General features: G+C 53.8%; 16 protein-coding genes. 13 read left to right on the plus strand and 3 right to left on the minus strand.

What is annotated here, in order from left to right; genetic code table 11:
* Positions 1-37: 37 nt before the first annotated feature.
* A complete protein-coding gene (gene helD / locus BN54_RS07050) occupies positions 38-2,323 on the minus strand; it encodes an RNA polymerase recycling motor HelD (RefSeq protein WP_040470042.1) in 2,286 nt (761 codons plus the stop codon).
* Between the two features lie 246 nt (positions 2,324-2,569).
* On the opposite strand from helD, the gene BN54_RS07055 reads away from it, so the two are divergent.
* From BN54_RS07055 to BN54_RS07100, 10 genes are all read left to right on the plus strand, one after another.
* Positions 2,570-3,511 (plus strand): Ppx/GppA family phosphatase, encoded by a 942-nt coding sequence (locus BN54_RS07055; protein WP_019206475.1) that lies wholly within the window; start codon positions 2,570-2,572, stop codon positions 3,509-3,511.
* On the plus strand, positions 3,504-4,769 hold the full coding sequence (locus BN54_RS07060; RefSeq protein WP_019206476.1) for a hydroxymethylglutaryl-CoA reductase, degradative: 1,266 nt from the start codon (positions 3,504-3,506) through the stop codon (positions 4,767-4,769). Before BN54_RS07055 ends, BN54_RS07060 begins: the two co-directional genes overlap by 8 nt.
* Entirely contained in the window at positions 4,753-5,712 is a 960-nt protein-coding gene (locus BN54_RS07065; protein ID WP_019206477.1) for a hypothetical protein, read from the plus strand. The genes BN54_RS07060 and BN54_RS07065 overlap by 17 nt, the downstream gene beginning before the upstream one ends.
* A 4-nt stretch (positions 5,713-5,716) precedes the next feature.
* Positions 5,717-6,415, plus strand: a complete 699-nt coding sequence (locus BN54_RS07070) for an NAD-dependent protein deacylase (RefSeq protein WP_019206478.1) — start codon at positions 5,717-5,719, stop codon at positions 6,413-6,415.
* A gap of 77 nt (positions 6,416-6,492) precedes the next feature.
* Complete coding sequence (locus BN54_RS07075; RefSeq protein WP_019206479.1) at positions 6,493-7,677, plus strand: MFS transporter; 1,185 nt, start codon at positions 6,493-6,495, stop codon at positions 7,675-7,677.
* A gap of 190 nt (positions 7,678-7,867) precedes the next feature.
* Entirely contained in the window at positions 7,868-8,743 is an 876-nt protein-coding gene (locus tag BN54_RS07080) for a LacI family DNA-binding transcriptional regulator (protein WP_019206480.1), read from the plus strand.
* Positions 8,744-8,873: 130 nt separating this feature from the next.
* Positions 8,874-9,140: a SemiSWEET family transporter gene (locus tag BN54_RS07085; protein ID WP_155818320.1), complete on the plus strand. Its 267-nt coding sequence runs from the start codon at positions 8,874-8,876 to the stop codon at positions 9,138-9,140.
* Positions 9,141-9,267: 127 nt separating this feature from the next.
* Positions 9,268-10,119 carry an NAD(P)H-binding protein gene (locus BN54_RS07090; RefSeq protein WP_019206482.1) on the plus strand — a complete coding sequence of 284 codons (852 nt, stop codon included), beginning with the start codon at positions 9,268-9,270 and terminating at the stop codon, positions 10,117-10,119.
* A gap of 46 nt (positions 10,120-10,165) precedes the next feature.
* Positions 10,166-10,588, plus strand: coding sequence for an Rrf2 family transcriptional regulator (locus BN54_RS07095; protein ID WP_019206483.1), 423 nt, complete (start codon positions 10,166-10,168; stop codon positions 10,586-10,588).
* A gap of 88 nt (positions 10,589-10,676) precedes the next feature.
* Positions 10,677-10,964, plus strand: a complete 288-nt coding sequence (locus BN54_RS07100; RefSeq protein ID WP_019206484.1) for a hypothetical protein — start codon at positions 10,677-10,679, stop codon at positions 10,962-10,964.
* A gap of 49 nt (positions 10,965-11,013) precedes the next feature.
* Here BN54_RS07100 and yidA read toward each other — a convergent pair whose 3' ends face one another.
* Together yidA and BN54_RS07110 are read right to left on the minus strand one after the other, a co-directional pair.
* Positions 11,014-11,835, minus strand: a complete 822-nt coding sequence (gene yidA / locus BN54_RS07105) for a sugar-phosphatase (protein WP_019206485.1) — start codon at positions 11,833-11,835, stop codon at positions 11,014-11,016.
* A gap of 19 nt (positions 11,836-11,854) precedes the next feature.
* A complete protein-coding gene (locus tag BN54_RS07110) occupies positions 11,855-13,201 on the minus strand; it encodes an HD domain-containing protein (protein WP_019206486.1) in 1,347 nt (448 codons plus the stop codon).
* Positions 13,202-13,339: 138 nt separating this feature from the next.
* Here BN54_RS07110 and BN54_RS07115 point away from each other — a divergent pair, with 138 nt between their 5' ends.
* From BN54_RS07115 to pyrG, 3 genes are all read left to right on the plus strand, one after another.
* Positions 13,340-13,768 (plus strand): YwiB family protein, encoded by a 429-nt coding sequence (locus tag BN54_RS07115; protein WP_040470011.1) that lies wholly within the window; start codon positions 13,340-13,342, stop codon positions 13,766-13,768.
* A gap of 98 nt (positions 13,769-13,866) precedes the next feature.
* The gene (gene rpoE, locus BN54_RS07120) at positions 13,867-14,445 is read left to right on the plus strand and encodes a DNA-directed RNA polymerase subunit delta (protein ID WP_191976450.1); all 579 of its coding nucleotides are present in this window, start codon (positions 13,867-13,869) and stop codon (positions 14,443-14,445) included.
* Between the two features lie 215 nt (positions 14,446-14,660).
* Positions 14,661-16,268 (plus strand): CTP synthase, encoded by a 1,608-nt coding sequence (gene pyrG / locus BN54_RS07125; RefSeq protein WP_019206489.1) that lies wholly within the window; start codon positions 14,661-14,663, stop codon positions 16,266-16,268.
* Positions 16,269-16,581 lie beyond the last annotated feature (313 nt).

Raw genomic sequence — 16,581 nt, forward strand, 5'->3', positions numbered from 1 at the left:
TAAAATGGCACGACCTGCGAACAGGTCGTGCCATTTTTTATGCTTTGGTGAATTTCATTTGGACGAGCTGGCGGGCGGCTGGGGTCACCACGCTTGAGAGCTCGCCGGGGCACAGCAAGGTTAAGTGGTGCATGGCCCGTGACGCCATCGTGTACAGTAGCCCGGTATCTTGGGCGGTGAAGGCCTGGGTGCTGACGTCGGGAAGAATAACGGCGTCAAATTCCAGCCCCTTGGCCAGGTAGGTTGGTAAAATGACGACCCCGCTGGGCAGGGTGCTGTCCGTGGCGGTCAGGCGGGTCAGCGGGGTCACCCGCTCATACAAGAGTTGGTACAGTTGCGCCGCCTGGGCCTGGTCGCGCGTCAAGAGGGCGACCTTCCCGAAGTCGGCTTGGGCGGCGGTTACGGCAGCCACTAAGTCGGCGTGCCATTGCGCCGGTGTTTGGCTGATCAATAGCTGCGGAATCGCACCATGCCGGGTGAAGGAAATAATTTCGTCCCCGTCGGGCAGAAGGGCCTTGGCAAAGTCGGTGATCTCCTTAGTGGACCGGTACGACCGCCGCAGGGCGACTAATTTGGGGTGCTTGGCGGCCAGTAATTCCTGGGTTTGCGCCAGGAGGGTGGTCGGGGTGATCAGCGGGTAGAAGAGGGCTTGTTCGCTGTCCCCCAGAATGGTGAACTTCGCCAGCGGGAAGGCGTGGCGCAGGTAATACAGCATCGCGGGTGAGTAGTCTTGCATTTCATCAATAAAGACGTACTGGAAGGCCCGGTTGACCCCGCTGCCGCTCAATAAGTCGCGCAGGTACATTAATGAAGCGGTGTAGCTCAGGGGCAGCCGGTGAAATTCGAGCTGTTCATCGTACCGCTGGGTCAAAGCCGCCGCGTCTTTAATCGGCAGCTGGGCCAACAGGTCGTGGTACTGGGCGTAGTAGTCAATGAAGTAATTATTGTACAGGGCGTCATAAACCTGACGGAGCCGCCGTTTGGCCCACCGGCGGGCCAGGTAGGCATTCAGTTGTTCCGGACTGGCAAAGTCATCCACACTGTGTTTGCCCAGTAACTTGGTGATTTGCTGGGTGGTCAGCGCGTCGAGTTCCTTGGCGACCCAATCCTGCCGCGCTTCCGTCGCAATCCGGGCTTTCAACTCTTTAATCAGGGCGTTTTTGGTCGCTAAGAGCCGCTGTTCGACTGGCAAAGCGGTCGGCTGCGCGGCATACACGGTTGCGATGTGGTCAGCTGAGAAGAAAGGTTCCTCGTTAAAGCGGATTGGAACAAAGCAGGGCTGCACTTGTCCCGCGGCCATTTTAGCCAGGTAGGCTTCGACGGCCTGCATCATCGCCGCGGATTCAAGAAATTCCCGGCCGTTGGCGTGTCCGTGGCTGGTCTCGTAGCGGTCAAAGAGGGTCTCAACTTGCAAGCCTTCAAACCGCCGCCTCAAAAAGCCGGCCAGGGTGACTTGGCGCATGTTCTTTTCCCCGAGCTTGGGCAGGACCTGGGAAATGTACTGGGAAAAGAGCAGGTTCGGCGAGAAGAGGACGATTTGATCAGCGTTTAAGGAATCGCGCGCATGGAAAAGCAGGTAGGCAATCCGCTGCAAGATCGCCGAAGTCTTCCCGCTGCCGGCCACCCCTTGGACGACCAGTAAGTCACTTTGCGTATTGCGGATGATGTCGTTTTGTTCCTGCTGAATCGTGGCGACGATTGACTGCATGTACTGGTCGTTTTGTTGGCCCAAGGCGGCTTGGAGCATTTCATCGCCGACGGTTTCGTTGGTATCAAACATATTGGTGATTTGACCGTCGACGATGGTGAATTGCCGCTTTTTCACCAACTTGGTGGTTTGCGGACCGTTGGGGGTCGGGTAAGTCACCGTCCCCAGGGTCCCGTTGTAATAGACTCCAGAAATCGGCGCCCGCCAGTCGTAGATCAAAAAGTCGGTCTTATCGCTGTTCATCAGCGAAGCCACCCCAATGTAGAGCGATTCAGGTTCCCGTTCGCCCGGATCGAGGATGTCAATCCGGCCAAAGTAGGGACTCTTCTTTAATTCTTGGAGGGTAGCGAGCTGGCGCTTTAGGATCTCTTCGTTTTCGCTGGCTTGGAACAGCAAGCGCCGTTGTTGTTCGATTTCGGCCCGGGATTCGGCAATGTCGTCAATTTCGTAGCGGTTAATGGACGTGTTGGCGCCGTAGTTTTTTTCCACCGCCCGGGTTTCGGCGTGGGCCTTGGCTAAGGCCGCCTTGGTCCGGGTGATTTGCTCTTCAATGGCCGCGATTACGGCATCGACCCGGGCTTGTTCGGCTTGGCGTTCAGGATCAGTTGACTTCACGTGCAAAGTGCCCCCTTTGTGCTAAATAATAGGTAGAAAGAATTTTTTCGGTCAAGTGGGTTTGACAATGTTTCTATTGTAGTGAGAACCCCCGCTTAGGGCAAGCCGAAAGTTGCCGCTCGGGCGGTGGGCCCCGACTTTTTGAGAAAAGCGATCGTCAATTGGTGTCGGACCGGCGAGAAAATGGTAAGATTAAAAGTGATATTTTAATGGTGAAAAAATAAATGTGAAGAGAGGTGAGGAGCCGTGGAAAACCTGGCGATTGTGGATCTGGGCTCCAATTCAGCCCGCCTGGCGATCACCAAGATTTCTCGCAACGGGGAGTTTCATGAGGTGAAGCGGGTTAAGGAAAACAGCCGGTTGTCCGAGGGGATGGGTCCCGAGCGGATGCTCCAGCCTGCCGCGATGGATCGGACCATCGCGGCTTTAAAACGGTTCAAACGCCTGTACACCGGGATGCCCAATCTGACGGTGGTGGCGATTGCGACGGCTGCGGTCCGGCAAGCCAAAAATCAGGCCGTATTTTTAAAGCGGGTCAAACAAGAAGTCGGGATCGAACTGCGGGTCTTATCGGGCCGGCAGGAAGCCTACTATGACTACCTGGGGGTGGTGCGCACCTTAAAGATGGACCACTGCTTGATTTTAGATGTCGGGGGCGCCAGCTGTGAGCTGGTCTTGGTCCAAAACCAACGGGCCCGCGACCTGATTTCCCTGCCCTTTGGCGCGGTCAATCTGTCCGAGCAGTTTCACTTGGGCGGCTTCGTCAAGGCCAGTGATTTGTTCCGGGCCGAAACGTTGGTGACCGACCGCTTTAACAAGGTCCCGTGGCTACGCTTTGCCAACCGGGTGCCGATTGTCTTATTAGGTGGGGCCAACCGGACCCTAGCACGGATGAGCAAGTCGCACCGGCACCAACAAAACGGCCGGATTCATGGTTACCGGCTGTCCTCGCGGGTCGTATATGCGACCTTTCGGGAATTGTTAAACCGCAACCTGGCCCAACGCAAGAAGATGAATGGCTTGGAAGCCGACCGGGCCGACATTATCATCGGCGGGATGCTGCCCTTGATTTGCTTGTTGCAACGCAACAGCGACGGCCGGGTGATTTTCTCGGAAAGCGGAGTGCGGGAAGGGATTATTACGGAGTATATTCAGCAGCGACAAAAGGGGGCGCAGACTGATGACTGAGGAATGGCAACGCGGCTTTTACCGCCGCAGCTTGGCCCAACGACAAACGTTACTGGCCCACGGTCGTGATTTGGGGCCACTCGGGGAGGCCCAGCTGCAAATCAACGCCACGCCAGAGCATGATCTGGTAATTGAAAATTACGTGACTGATTATCGGGTTCCTGAGGGACTGGTCTTAGGCCTAGTCGTCAACGGGCAACCGTACACGGTCCCGATGGCCACGGAAGAACCCTCGGTGATTGCGGCGGCTTCCAACGGGGCCAAGCGGGTCGCCCAAAGCGGCGGTTTTACGGCCGTAATTCAAGAGCGGCAAATGATCGGGCAGGTCGTCTTACAAAACGTGACCGATCCCGACCACGTAATTACCGATTTATTAATGCACAAGGCGGAGTTGCTCCAGCTGGCCAACGCCGCCCGGCCGTCAATGCAAAAACGCGGTGGCGGCGCGGTAGACCTGCAGATTCGCCCCTTGGGCAGCTTTGTCAGTGTCGATTTGTTAGTTGACGTGCAAGATGCAATGGGGGCCAACTCGGTTAATACGATGGCCGAAGCCGTGGCCGCGCACCTACGGGAGAATGGTTACGATGTCTTGACCGCCATTCTCAGTAACTTGGCGGATCATTCCTTGGTGACGGTCACTTGTCAGGTGGCCTTTGCCGACCTGGCGACGGCCGCGCTTGATGGCGAAACCGTCGCCCAGCGGATCAGTGCCCTTAGTAATTTGGCCCAGGTCGATCCCTACCGGGCGGCAACCCATAACAAGGGGATCATGAACGGAATTGATGCGGCCGTACTGGCCAGTGGCAATGATTGGCGCGCGATCGAAAGTGGTGCTCACGCCTACGCTGCCAAGGACGGGCACTACCGGGGGCTGGCGGTCTGGACCGTTGGCGCCGAAGGGTTAATGGGGATGTTAGAACTCCCGATGCCGGTCGGGACGGTCGGTGGGTCGATCAAGTTGACCCCCCAGTCGAAGTTGAACTATCAAATCAGTCAGATTCAGTCCGCCAAGGAACTGGCCCAAGTGATTGCCAGCCTGGGCTTGGCGCAAAACCTGGCGGCTTTGCGGGCGTTAGCGACAACCGGAATTCAAGCCGGCCACATGAAATTGCAATACCGGTCATTGGCCTTGAGCGTGGGAGCGACCCCCGCTGAAGTGCCCACCCTGGTGGCCCGCTTGGCGACGGAAAGTCACGTTGATGCGGCTAAAGCAACAGCACTGTTACGGGAGATGAGAGAAAATGAGCGAAAAGATTGAATTGAATGCAACGGTTCAAAAACTGTTGGCCGAAGTAAATGATCGCTACCCCGACGGGAGCGTCTTTGTCCAGTTTGGCGACCAAAAGACCGGCTACGTGCGGCATGACCAAGCCAGCCAAAAGGTCTTGCCCGGCGGCCTCTTTATTACGGTCAATGATGTGACGGCGCCCGATTACACGGCGTCGCACGAATTGTTGCACTTGTTGATGTTATTGCAGGGCTTCCCGCAGATCTTCTTTTCCTTGTCCTTGGGCAATGCGCAATTGGATGAACAAATGATGATCATGGCGACCGACCTTTACGACGTGGCGATGCACCGGGTGGTGGTGGAGGTGCAACGTCAACACGGCCTGATCGATGATACGGTCGAAGCGGCTTATCTCAAGGGGATTCAAGCGACCCTGACGCCGGAAAAAGATGGCGACAACGACGAACGAACCTTGCGTCTGTTGACCCTCTTGGACGCCCTGGTCTTTTATGGCGACCACCTCGACCAGGTTGCGTCGACCTTGACGGCCGCTTACCCGGTCGCCTTTGCGGCGGCGCAAAAGTTGTCCGCGGCCTGGGCTACTAAGCCGGTGGACTCACCGTTTGAGATGCGGCGCCAAATTGTCAAATTGTTCCGGCTTTTTGACGAACAAATGCAGGCCTGGGGCTTACCTGCCTTACACAACAATGACTTCACCACCTTAACCCCGGCCTTAAGTGAACGGCAGCTGCGCTTGAAGGTCCGGCAGGTCTTTGAAATTTTCCATTCGGATATGCAAAGCCGCCACGGGGAAAAGGAGGTCTACGTCGGAATCCGGCGCAACGACCGGCAGAACTCTTTTGTCCTGCCGGCGCCCCAGCCGAATACTCCGGACGCCTTTGTCAAGTGGTATGACACGCCGGTCCAGACCTTCTTAGAGGACCGGGGGATCCCGTATCTGGTAAGGAAGTGAACGCATGGATGCCCAAATTCAAGCCGCTTTTGATGCGGCCCAGCAGATTGTCTTTTTGACCGGGGCGGGGGTGTCGACCGCCTCGGGGATTCCCGATTTTCGTTCGGCCAATGGCTTGTACACTAAGAATCGCAATGCTGAGTATTACCTGAGTCACCGTTATTTTGCCAGTGACCCGGCCGGCTTCTACCAGTTTTGTAAGGACAACTTGTACTTTCCGGCGGCCCAGCCGAATGTCATTCACCAAAAGCAAGCGGCCTTGACCCAGCAGGACCGGGCGGTGGTAATTACCCAAAATATCGACGGGCTTTACGAAAAGGCCCAGACTAAGCACCTGGTCAATTTCCACGGGACCTTGGAGCGGGTTTACTGTGAAAAGTGTCACCAGACCGTGCCGGTGGCGGACTACTTGCACAGTCGCTTGCACGCCGCCGACGGGGGTGCCTTGCGGCCGGATATTGTCTTATATGATGAAGCCATTCCGGAGGCGGCCCTGCAGCAGTCACTGGTAGCCTTGCAGGCGGCTGATCTGGTCGTGATCGTGGGCACGTCGATGCAGGTCTACCCGTTTGCCGGGTTGTTGAACTACGCTAATCCGGCGGCCCAAATCCTGGCAATTAACCAAGAACCGCTGAATTTACCGGTTGATTTTACAATGCTCACGGGTGATGCGGTGGCCTTCTTCACTGAATTAAAAATTTAAGGCAAATTAGTATCGTTACATTGTAAAGTGTGTTAGCATGGCTAATGCACTTTTTTCGTAGAAAGGGGGACCAGACGATGTCCAAACTGGTCAAACGGACGATTGCGATTATGATCGTCTGTGAATTTTTAATCTGCCTCGGGCTTAGCCTGATTTTCCCGGTCATGCCCTTTATCAAAAATGAATATCATTTTTCGGCCTTTGATATGGGGGTGATGTCAGCCCTGTTTGCCCTGGTACAATTTGTCGCTTCCCCAGTGGTCGGTCGTTGGTCGGATCGGCTCGGTCGAAAGCCGATGTTGATCTGGGGGATGGTGTTGTTTGCCATTGGGCAATTGATCTTTGCGGTCGGCAACACCCTGTGGATTTTTGATTTTTCCCGGGTCATCGATGGCCTGTCGGCTGCGATGTTTGTCCCAACCTCGATGGCGTTGGCGGCCGATATTACGACCCCGCGGGAACGGGCCAAAGTGATTGGCTGGCTGTCGGCCGCCTTTAGTGGGGGCTTAATCCTGGGCCCGGGCCTGGGCGGGATTCTGGCGGCCTGGGGCTACAAGGTCCCGTTTTGGGTGGCCGGGATCCTCGGCGGGCTGGCAACTTTGGTGGCGCTGGTTTGGTTGCCGGATGATCGCAAAGTTGACCTGGGCCAACCAAGTGAATCAGCGCCAACGTCGCCGGCTCCCGGCTGGGGGAAGTATCGGCACTTAATGACCCGGCCAATGTTGATTTTATTTGCGATGATCTTAGTGGCCGCCTTTGGGTTGGCCGGCTTTGAAAGTATTTACAGTCTGTACGTCAATGAGGTGCACCAGTTTGATTTAGCCGCGATCGCGACCGTTTTGACTTTAAACGGGATTTTGTCGCTTATCTTGCAGGTCTTCTTCTTTGAAAAGTTGGTTGTTTGGCTGGGCGAAGTCAAATTAATTCGTTACAGTTACTTGCTCAGCGCGTTAGCAACCTTGGTCGTGATCTATGACCACTCTCATTGGCAAATCATCGTTGCCACCCTGGTGGTCTTCGAGGCCTTTGATTTGCTGCGGCCGGCGATTACCACCCTCTTGACGAAGGCCAGCACCAAGGATCAGGGGTTGATCAACGGGATGAACATGTCTCTGACCAGCATCGGGAATATTTTTGGCCCCCTCTTATCCGGGGCGACCCTAGACTGGAACTACCAGTACCCGTACTTGATTGTGACGGTCTTCTTGCTGGTGGCCTTTGGGATCTCATTTGGCTTGCGCAAATTTACGGCGCAAAATTAACCAAATTAAAATTAGTTCGGAATGGTTCAGTTGGGGAGTTCTCCAGCTGAATTTTTTCTTTTCAAAGGTCAAACCTTGTCAGACTGCCCTTTCCCGTCGCTGGCCCCGGAACGGAGGGGCCGGTGGAAAGCGGAAATATGGTATACTTAACGCAATCTTTCACAAAAAATTACGTAACGGAGTGACAAAAATGGCAAGGGTAAAACTCCAGGATGTCGCCAAACTCGCCGGCGTCTCAGTAACGACGGTCTCGCGGGTCTTAAATAACCGCGGCTACCTGAGTAAGCAAACAATTAATAAGGTCCACCAGGCAATGGAGGAACTCAATTACCGCCCGAATGCGGTCGCCCGTCAGCTCTATAAGCAACGCACGGATCTCGTCGGCTTGGTCTTTCCGACCGTCAACAACCCCTTTTTCGGTCAGCTGGAAGCAGAATTGGAAACCCGGCTCTATGAACTGGGCTACCGGGTGGTAATGGGCAACAGCCAAAATAACCCGGGGAAAGAAGAGCAGTACTTGCAATTGCTGTTTAACGGTCAGATTGATGGCTTGATAGTCGGGGCCCACAATGAGGGGATTGAAGCCTACCATAATACCAATTTACCGATTGTTTCGATTGAACGAATTGTCAGCAAGCAGATCCCGGTCGTGGCCGCGGATAATTACCAAGGGGGCTGCTTAGCCACCCAACGCTTGCTTGACGCGGGCTGCCAACACATTATCCACACTAATTATCCAGCGACGTTGGCCACGCCCAACCAAGAGCGGCGGCGGGGTTACGAAGAGTTAATGACCAAGTATGGCCGGGAAAAGCTGACTTATGAGATCAGCTTTGATTTGCCAGATGACCAAAAGGCGGGCAAACGGGTCCCTGAAGACGTCAAAGTAATTGGTTACGACGGGGCCAGTTCGACGCGGTTGCTCTTCCCGGATTTGACAACGATCCAACAGCCGATCCCCGAAATGGCGCAAGCCGCCGTCGATTTGCTGCAAAAACGCTTGGCAGGACAAGCGGTGGAATCCGTGACCCTACCGGTAAAACTGATCCCGGGGTTAACCGGGTAAAGGAAATTTGACTGGTCCCTTGGTGGGATCAGTTTTTATTTTTCGTTTATGTCATGCGGTTGACACAAAGCGGATAAAGCGCTAACATAAGAAACATAATTAGAAAACGATTACGAGAGGAAGATGGATGATGGAAAACCAAGAAAAGACCTTTATTTTATGGCTGGGTCGGATTGCCAGCGTAATTGCTGTTTTGATGTATGTTTCCTACATTGCCCAGATTCAAAAGAACTTAGCCGGCATCAAGGCCGCACCTTTGCAACCCTTTGTGGCGGGGGTCAACTGTACGCTTTGGAGCATTTATGCCTTCTTTAAGCGGGACCGGGACTGGTTTGTCTTTTGGGCGAACTTCCCGGGGATTTTCTTTAGCTTTGCCACTTTTGCCACTTGTTTCTAACTTCTTCGCGGCCGCTGGCGAGTGGCGGCGTTTTTTTTACAAAACATGTTGACTTTTAAATAACAGGTGTTAGAATAAAGCTGTAATTTTTAAACCAACAGATTTACCAGAAACGGGGGAATGAATGATGAAATACGGAATTACTGCGGCCACCGGGCACTTTGGTCAAGCGGCGGTGGCAGCCTTAAATGAATTAGTCGGGGCGGATCAAGTGGTGGTGATCGCCCGGAATACGGCGAAGGCCCAGCAACTTTTTCCGGTCAATGAAGTCCGTCATGGTGACTATGGTGAACCGGCCAGTTTAGCCCCGGCCTTAGCCGGGGTGGACCGGGTCCTGTTCATTTCTTCTCAACCAGGGGGTGCCGTTAGCCGGGATGTTCAACACCAAAATATGGTGGCCGCTTTAGCGGCGGCCAAGGTCGACCGGGTCGTTTACACCAGTTTCCCACACGCCGATCAAGCCCAGAGTTGGCTGGCGGCTGATCACCAACTGACGGAACAGGCCTTGCGCGCGGCTGGTGTTCCGGCCGTAATGGTGCGCAACAACTGGTACTTGGAGAGCGAAGCCAGCTTCCTGCAAGCCGTCGCGAATGGTCAACCGGCGGCCTACTGGGCCCGGCAACCACTGGGCTGGGCCTTGGAAAAGGAATACGCGGCCGGGGCGGCCAAGGTCTTAACTTTAGCGGATCCAAAGCCAGTTTACGAGTTTGCCGGCTCCATCACGTCCTACGCTGAATTAGGCGCTGCCACGGCCCAAGCTAGTGGCCAGCCCAATTCGGCGACCCAGGTCAGTCAAGCTCAATACATTGCTGGCTTAGAACAAGCGGGGTTGGATCATGCGACGGCGGCGCTGTACGCGTCCTTCCAAGCGCCAGCTGATCAAGGGGACTTAAAGCACGCCAGCGATGATTTGCTAACGGTCCTGGGCCACGCTTTGACGCCACTGCCGGTTGCCATTCAAGCAGTATTGGCGGAATAAGCTAAATGTGGTATTCTGGCTAGGAAATGGCGAGGAGGAAATTAAAATGAAATTTTCCCATAAATTAAGTGATGCCATCCACATCCTGGCCTACCTGGCAATTTTTCAAAGCGGGGATCGTTCCAGCAAAGCGATTGCGGCTAGCATTGAGGCCAACCCGAGCGTAGTGCGCCTATTAATGGCCGACCTAAAGCGGGCTGGGCTGATTGAAAGCCACCCGGGGGCCGCCGATCCGGTCTTGACCAAGGCCCCGGCTACGATTGACTTGTTGACGGTTTTTCGGGTAGTCTCGATGAACCACACCCTGTTGCACATCGATCCCAAGACCAATCCAGCTTGTCTGGTCGGGGCCAATATTCAAGGCACCTTGGACGAATTGTACGGGCGGGTCCAAGCGGCAGCCGAAGCCGAATTAGCCCACTTGACCCTCCAAGATGTGATTGATGGGATCCACCAACGGGCAAAGTAAAAAGCTATTCCGGGAGCGCCGGAATAGCTTTTTTGTTTCGGGGGGTACAATAAAAGTGATCATAGGGTTTGATAAAGGAGGGGATTCGATGAATCAGTGGTTATTTTTGGCAGCGTTGTTGCTGGTAGTTTTGGCGATCCAGTATTTGCGGGGCCGGTGGTTGACGACCTTGGCTTGGCAACGGCACCAGCAAAGGTCACCCGCTCAGCTGGCCCGCTTGGCCAAAGCCTTAGCCTGGCCGTTATTGATCGTGGCCCTAGGCTGCTTGAGCTTAGCTATCGACAATCCCTTCTGCCGGCAGGCGGCCTTGGGGTGCTATTTAGTGGGCGCGCTGGGGCTGGTTGGGACCCAACTGTACTACCGGCATCATCATTAAAAATCAAAGCCGTGGCTTGGGATGGACCAGGTCACGGCTTTTGCTGTGGTTAATTTAAGACGTACTTTTCAATCGCTTCAGCAATCCCATCGTGGTTGTTATCAGCCACGACGACATCGGCGCAGGCCAAGGTGGAAGGAATGGAATTGCCCATCGCAACCCCGATGCCAGCGGCTTCAATCATTGATTCATCATTTTGGGCGTTGCCAATCGCCATTACTTCGGCCATTTCGAACCCGAGGTGCTGGGCCAAGGCGGTCAGGGTGTTGCCCTTGCCGGCCTTAGGGTTGACGGCTTCGAGGTAGTATTCCTCACTGCGTACAAAGGCAAAGCGCGCTTTGAGGTCCGCCGGTAATTCGGGCAAGATGGCGTCAATTTTGGCCGGTTCATCCGTCAGCATCACCTTGCCAATCTCGAGTTGTTCGCGCATCGCCAACAGCTGGTCCATCGTCCTAAAACGGATCGGCATCGAGACCAAGTCGGATTCGTGAACGGTGTAGGGGCTGAGGTCCTGGTTGGCCGAGTAGATATAATCGGCGGTTTCGATGATTGACTTCACCCCGTGCTTGCGGTAGAAGTTTTCCAGGTCCAGATAGTCATCAAAGTCAACCGTGGCGTTGACGATCACGTCCTGGCTGGTCGATTGGGCCAGGCCACCGTTGTAGCTGACCACGTATTGATCAGCCTGACCGTTAAGGTGTAATTGATCTAAGTAGGCCACGACCCCGGTCATTGGCCGGCCGGTACATAAGACGACCTTGATCCCGGCGGCGGTGGCCTTCGCTAAGGCCGCCTTGGTCTTGGGGGTGATTTCGCGTTGGTCATTGATTAACGTGCCGTCGATATCGATGGCAACCAGTTTGATAGTCATAATAAAATCCTTTCTCGGTTTAGATTAAGTGATTGTTGTGCAAATAACTTTGGAATTCGTCGTAAATCGGTTGGAAGATCTCGATGTCTTGGTGCTGTTCGAGCATTTCCTTGGGGAAGAAGAAGCGCATGTCGCCGGCTTCTTTGCCCGCGACGCTGGCGACTAAGGTCGAAACTTGGGATAGTTCGACCAACTCCCCGTTGGGTTGGACCAGTTCAATCTGACTTTGGGGCGTTTGCGCCTGCGGATTGTAGACATCATAGGGGAGTTTATACGATGAATTGGTTGCCGTGTAGTAGTCGGCATTAAAGCCGGCGGTGGCGATCAAATCCCGTAATTTGGGCAGCCGGGCGGCCGAGGCTTCGTCGTAAAGGACCGATTTGAAGGGGCGCCGGTTTAAAAAGCGGTCGGCCAGGTCCGCTAAGATGTCATCGCTGGCGTGGCGCCAGTGGGTAAAGTAAGTGGTCAGCACGCCGTCATCTAAAGTCAGGTAATCTTCTAGGGAAAAGCGGCCGTTGAAAAAGGGCATCAACAATTGGGGCAAAAACTCCGGTTGGTAGTCGTTGGGGTGTTGATAGAGCCACTTAGCCCGCTTGAGTTGGTGGGCCAAGATGACTTCCAGCGACCGGGAAACCGGGTGAAAGTAGACCTGCAGATACATTTGCAGGCGGCTGAGGATGTAGTCTTCAACGGCGTGCATCCCGGCAATTTCAAAGGCAATCCCATTTTGGACGGGACGCATCACCTTTAAGACCCGGTCAAGGTCAAACTTGCCGTAGTTGGTGCCGGTATAAAAAGCGTCCCGCTGTAAGTAGTCCATCCGATCGGCATCAATTTGCGATGAAATCATCTGGACGACTTGGGGGTTGGCATAAGTATGGTCGATGACGCTGGCCACCTGGGCCGGAAAGTCGGGACTGACCCGCCGTAAAATCTGGTTGATATTGGTTTCCGGACTGGTGATCAGGCGCTGGGTAATCGTTTCGTGGTCGGTATGAAAGATGTGTTCAAAGGTGTGGGAGAAGGGGCCGTGGCCCAGATCGTGCAACAAAGCGGCGCACAGGGCCACCGGCCGTTCGCGGTCGTTCCACAAGCCGTCGCCAGCATCCTGGCTCGGGTAATTGCGTTGAAAATGATTGCACATCCGGCGGGTAATTTCGTAGACCCCCAGGCTGTGGCCAAAGCGGGAGTGCTCAGCCCCGTGGAAAATCAAGGCACTGGTCCCTAGTTGCTTGACCCGGCGTAGGCGTTGAAACTCCGGGGTGTTGATCAAATCGAGGATGATTTGGTTATCAACGACGATGTAATGGTGGATCGGGTCGCGAAAGACCTTTTCCTTTGGCAGTTGTTCATCGAAAAAGCCCATGGTAATTCCTTTCTGTCAAGTTAAAGTTAGTTTCCATTATAACGAACTTTGGTCGGGGACGAAATATTTCCGGACCGATCAAATTTGAGAAGCGGTCCGCTTTTACTTATAATAGAGGCAAACTGAGACGGGGTGAAGATGATTAAGACAGAAACGGCCGTGCAGGTCAGCCTAAAAATTGAAGCGATGATTGACGGGGAATTTGAACGCTTTACCTTTCAAGAGGCGGGGCGTTTGGTCAGTTTGAATGATCACCAGCACTACTTAACCTATACGGAACACCAAGCGGGTCAAGCCACGCCGGTCCAGATGCGCCTGGATGCGGGCGCTTTGAGCGTGACCCGGAATGGGGCCCGGCGGACGCGATTGCAATTTAACCCGCAGGAGCCCACCCTGAGCCATTACCGAACCGAATACGGGGTTTTGAGCCTGCAAGTTGAGACCGCCGAAGCTGTTAGCGAAATGGACTGGGCGGCGGCCCAAGGGCACTTGCGCTTGCGGTACCGCTTACACAACGAGAGTGGGTTGATCGGTAACTACTACCTTGATTTAAGCTTTGAAAGATAGTATTATGTAAGTTGGACTTTTATGTAGATAACGACGCAAAAGCGCCCCCCGTGCCTGGTGCGGGCGGGCCCATTATTTTTGAAGGGATGTGCACCAATTTGGATTTAAAGGTTTTCGATGGCCAAGATAAGTCAGAACTCTCAATGGTTGAGGTCGCACATGCGATCCTGGCTTACCATGGGGAAGCAATGGCCTTTGCTGATTTAACGAACGAAATTCAACAGTACCTTGGCAAGAGCGATGAAGAAATTCGCGAACGGCTTTCCCAGTTCTACACGGACTTGAACGTCGACGGCAGCTTTATCTCCCTGGGTGACAACACTTGGGGCTTGCGTGCATGGTACCCATTTGAATCAATCGACGAAGCCACGATCGGGGAAACCGATGATGACGATGAAGATCGGCCAAAGAAGAAGAGTCGCAAGGTTAATGCCTTCTTGGCCGGTAGCGATGACGATGATGATGTCATCGACTACGACAACGACGACCCTGAAGACGATGATCTAGCCGACACTGATGATGACAGCGACGACTACGATGACGATGATTACGATGATGACAATCCGGTTGATGATGACGATGATGATAACAACATCGAAGACCAATTGTCAGAGTTGGATGACGAAGACTTCGGCGACGACGATGAAGACGACGAAGAAGAGGATGACGAAGAATAAGTTTTAACGAACTTATGGCTTGACTATCCACGACGGAGTCAGTATTATGATACTTGGGCTCCCAAGAATTTCTTGGGCCAATGAAGATAAAATTAAGGCTCCCTGTTTCAGCAATTGAAGCGGGGAGTTTTTACGTTTGGCGCACCCCTTGTCAGCCGACTGAAGCGCGCCGGTGGGCTGAAAGTGCTAGAAAACGCAAAGCAAAGGAGACAAGCATGACGAAGTATATTTTTGTGACTGGTGGGGTTGTATCATCGCTGGGGAAGGGGATCGTAGCCGCTTCCCTGGGCCGTTTGCTGAAGAACCGGGGGTTAAAGATCGCGATTCAAAAGTTCGATCCTTACATTAACGTTGACCCGGGGACGATGAGCCCTTACCAACACGGGGAAGTCTTCGTGACTGATGACGGGACGGAAACCGACCTGGACCTTGGTCACTACGAACGGTTTATTGACAACAACTTAAACAAGTACTCCAACGTCACGACTGGGAAGATCTACTCTGAAGTTTTGCGCAAGGAACGGCGGGGTGACTACTTAGGCCGCACGGTCCAAGTAATTCCCCACATTACCAATATGATTAAGGAAAAGATCCAACGGGCCGGGGAAAGTACCGACGCTGAAGTTGTGATCACAGAAATCGGGGGGACCGTGGGGGACATTGAATCCCAACCATTTATGGAAGCGATCCGGCAAATGAAGAAGGACGCCGGCGAAGACAACGTCTTATACATTCACACCACCTTGGTCCCATACTTAGGGGCGGCCGGCGAAATGAAGACCAAACCAACCCAACACTCCGTGCGGGAATTGCGGGGCTTGGGGATTCAACCCAACATCTTGGTTTTGCGGACTGAAAAGCCGGTTGATGACGACATGCGCAAGAAGATCGCCCTCTTTTGCGACGTGGATCCAACGGCCGTGATTGAATCAATGGACGTGCCAAACCTGTACGAAATTCCGCTGAACATGCAAAAGCAGGGCTTGGATCAATTAGTAGTCGACCACTTTAAGTTAGACGTCCCAACGGCCGACATGCGGGAATGGACCAAGATGGTCGACCACATTGAAAATGAACTGACCAAAACGGTTAAGATTGCGATGGTTGGGAAGTACACGGACCTGCAAGATGCCTACATTTCAGTAAACGAATCCTTGCGGCACGCCGGCTATCCGGTGGATGCCAAGGTGGAAATTGACCACTTTAACGCTGAAACGATCACGCCTGACAACGTGGCGGAGGTCTTGGGTGGCTACGATGGGATCCTGGTCCCAGGGGGCTTTGGCAGCCGGGGGATCGAAGGGATGATCACGACGGCACAATATGCCCGGGAAAATGACGTTCCGTACATGGGGATTTGCTTGGGGATGCAAATTGCGACGATCGAATACGCCCGCCACGTGCTGGGGTATGCGGATGCCAACTCAACGGAATTTGATCCCAATACCAGTCACAACATCATTGACTTGATGAAGGACCAAGCGGACGTTGAAGACCTCGGGGGGACCCAACGGTTGGGGGCCTACGCTTGCAAGCTGGTTGATGGGACCAAGGCAGCGGCCGCTTACGGTCAAAGCTTGATTCACGAACGGCACCGTCACCGTTATGAATACAACAATGCTTACCGGGCTGAATTAGAAGCCGCCGGCTTAAAGGTGGCTGGGGTCAACCCAGAACGCAACCTGGTCGAAATCGTGGAAGTTCCAACCAACCGCTTCTACATGGCGGCCCAATACCACCCTGAATTCTTGTCCCGGCCAAACCACCCAGAAGGCATGTTTGCGGCCTTTGTCAAGGCCGCCTTGGAAGGGCAAGCCGACTAATCACTAATGCGATTAAACCTGAAAGATTGTTCCGCACAGCGGGGCAGTCTTTTTTGGTAGCTTGAGTTGCTTTTTGCCGGGGAAGCGGGTACATTGAAACTGAATGAATGAGGCCGCTTTACTAATGACCGCACTTGGTTGTGACCGCTTTTTTAGCGCCCGACCAGAAAAAAGTGGGCGGATCGTGATCGAATTGTTAAGAATCCCGGTAAAAGGTTGTAATTTCGCGCTTTATTCATTATCATATCTATTGACTGTTTCAATTTCGTAAGACAGGTTGAACAATGAATTAATAGCGTGATTAAGTGAGGAA

Source organism: Limosilactobacillus ingluviei str. Autruche 4 (assembly GCF_000312405.1).
Lineage (GTDB): Bacteria > Bacillota > Bacilli > Lactobacillales > Lactobacillaceae > Limosilactobacillus > Limosilactobacillus ingluviei.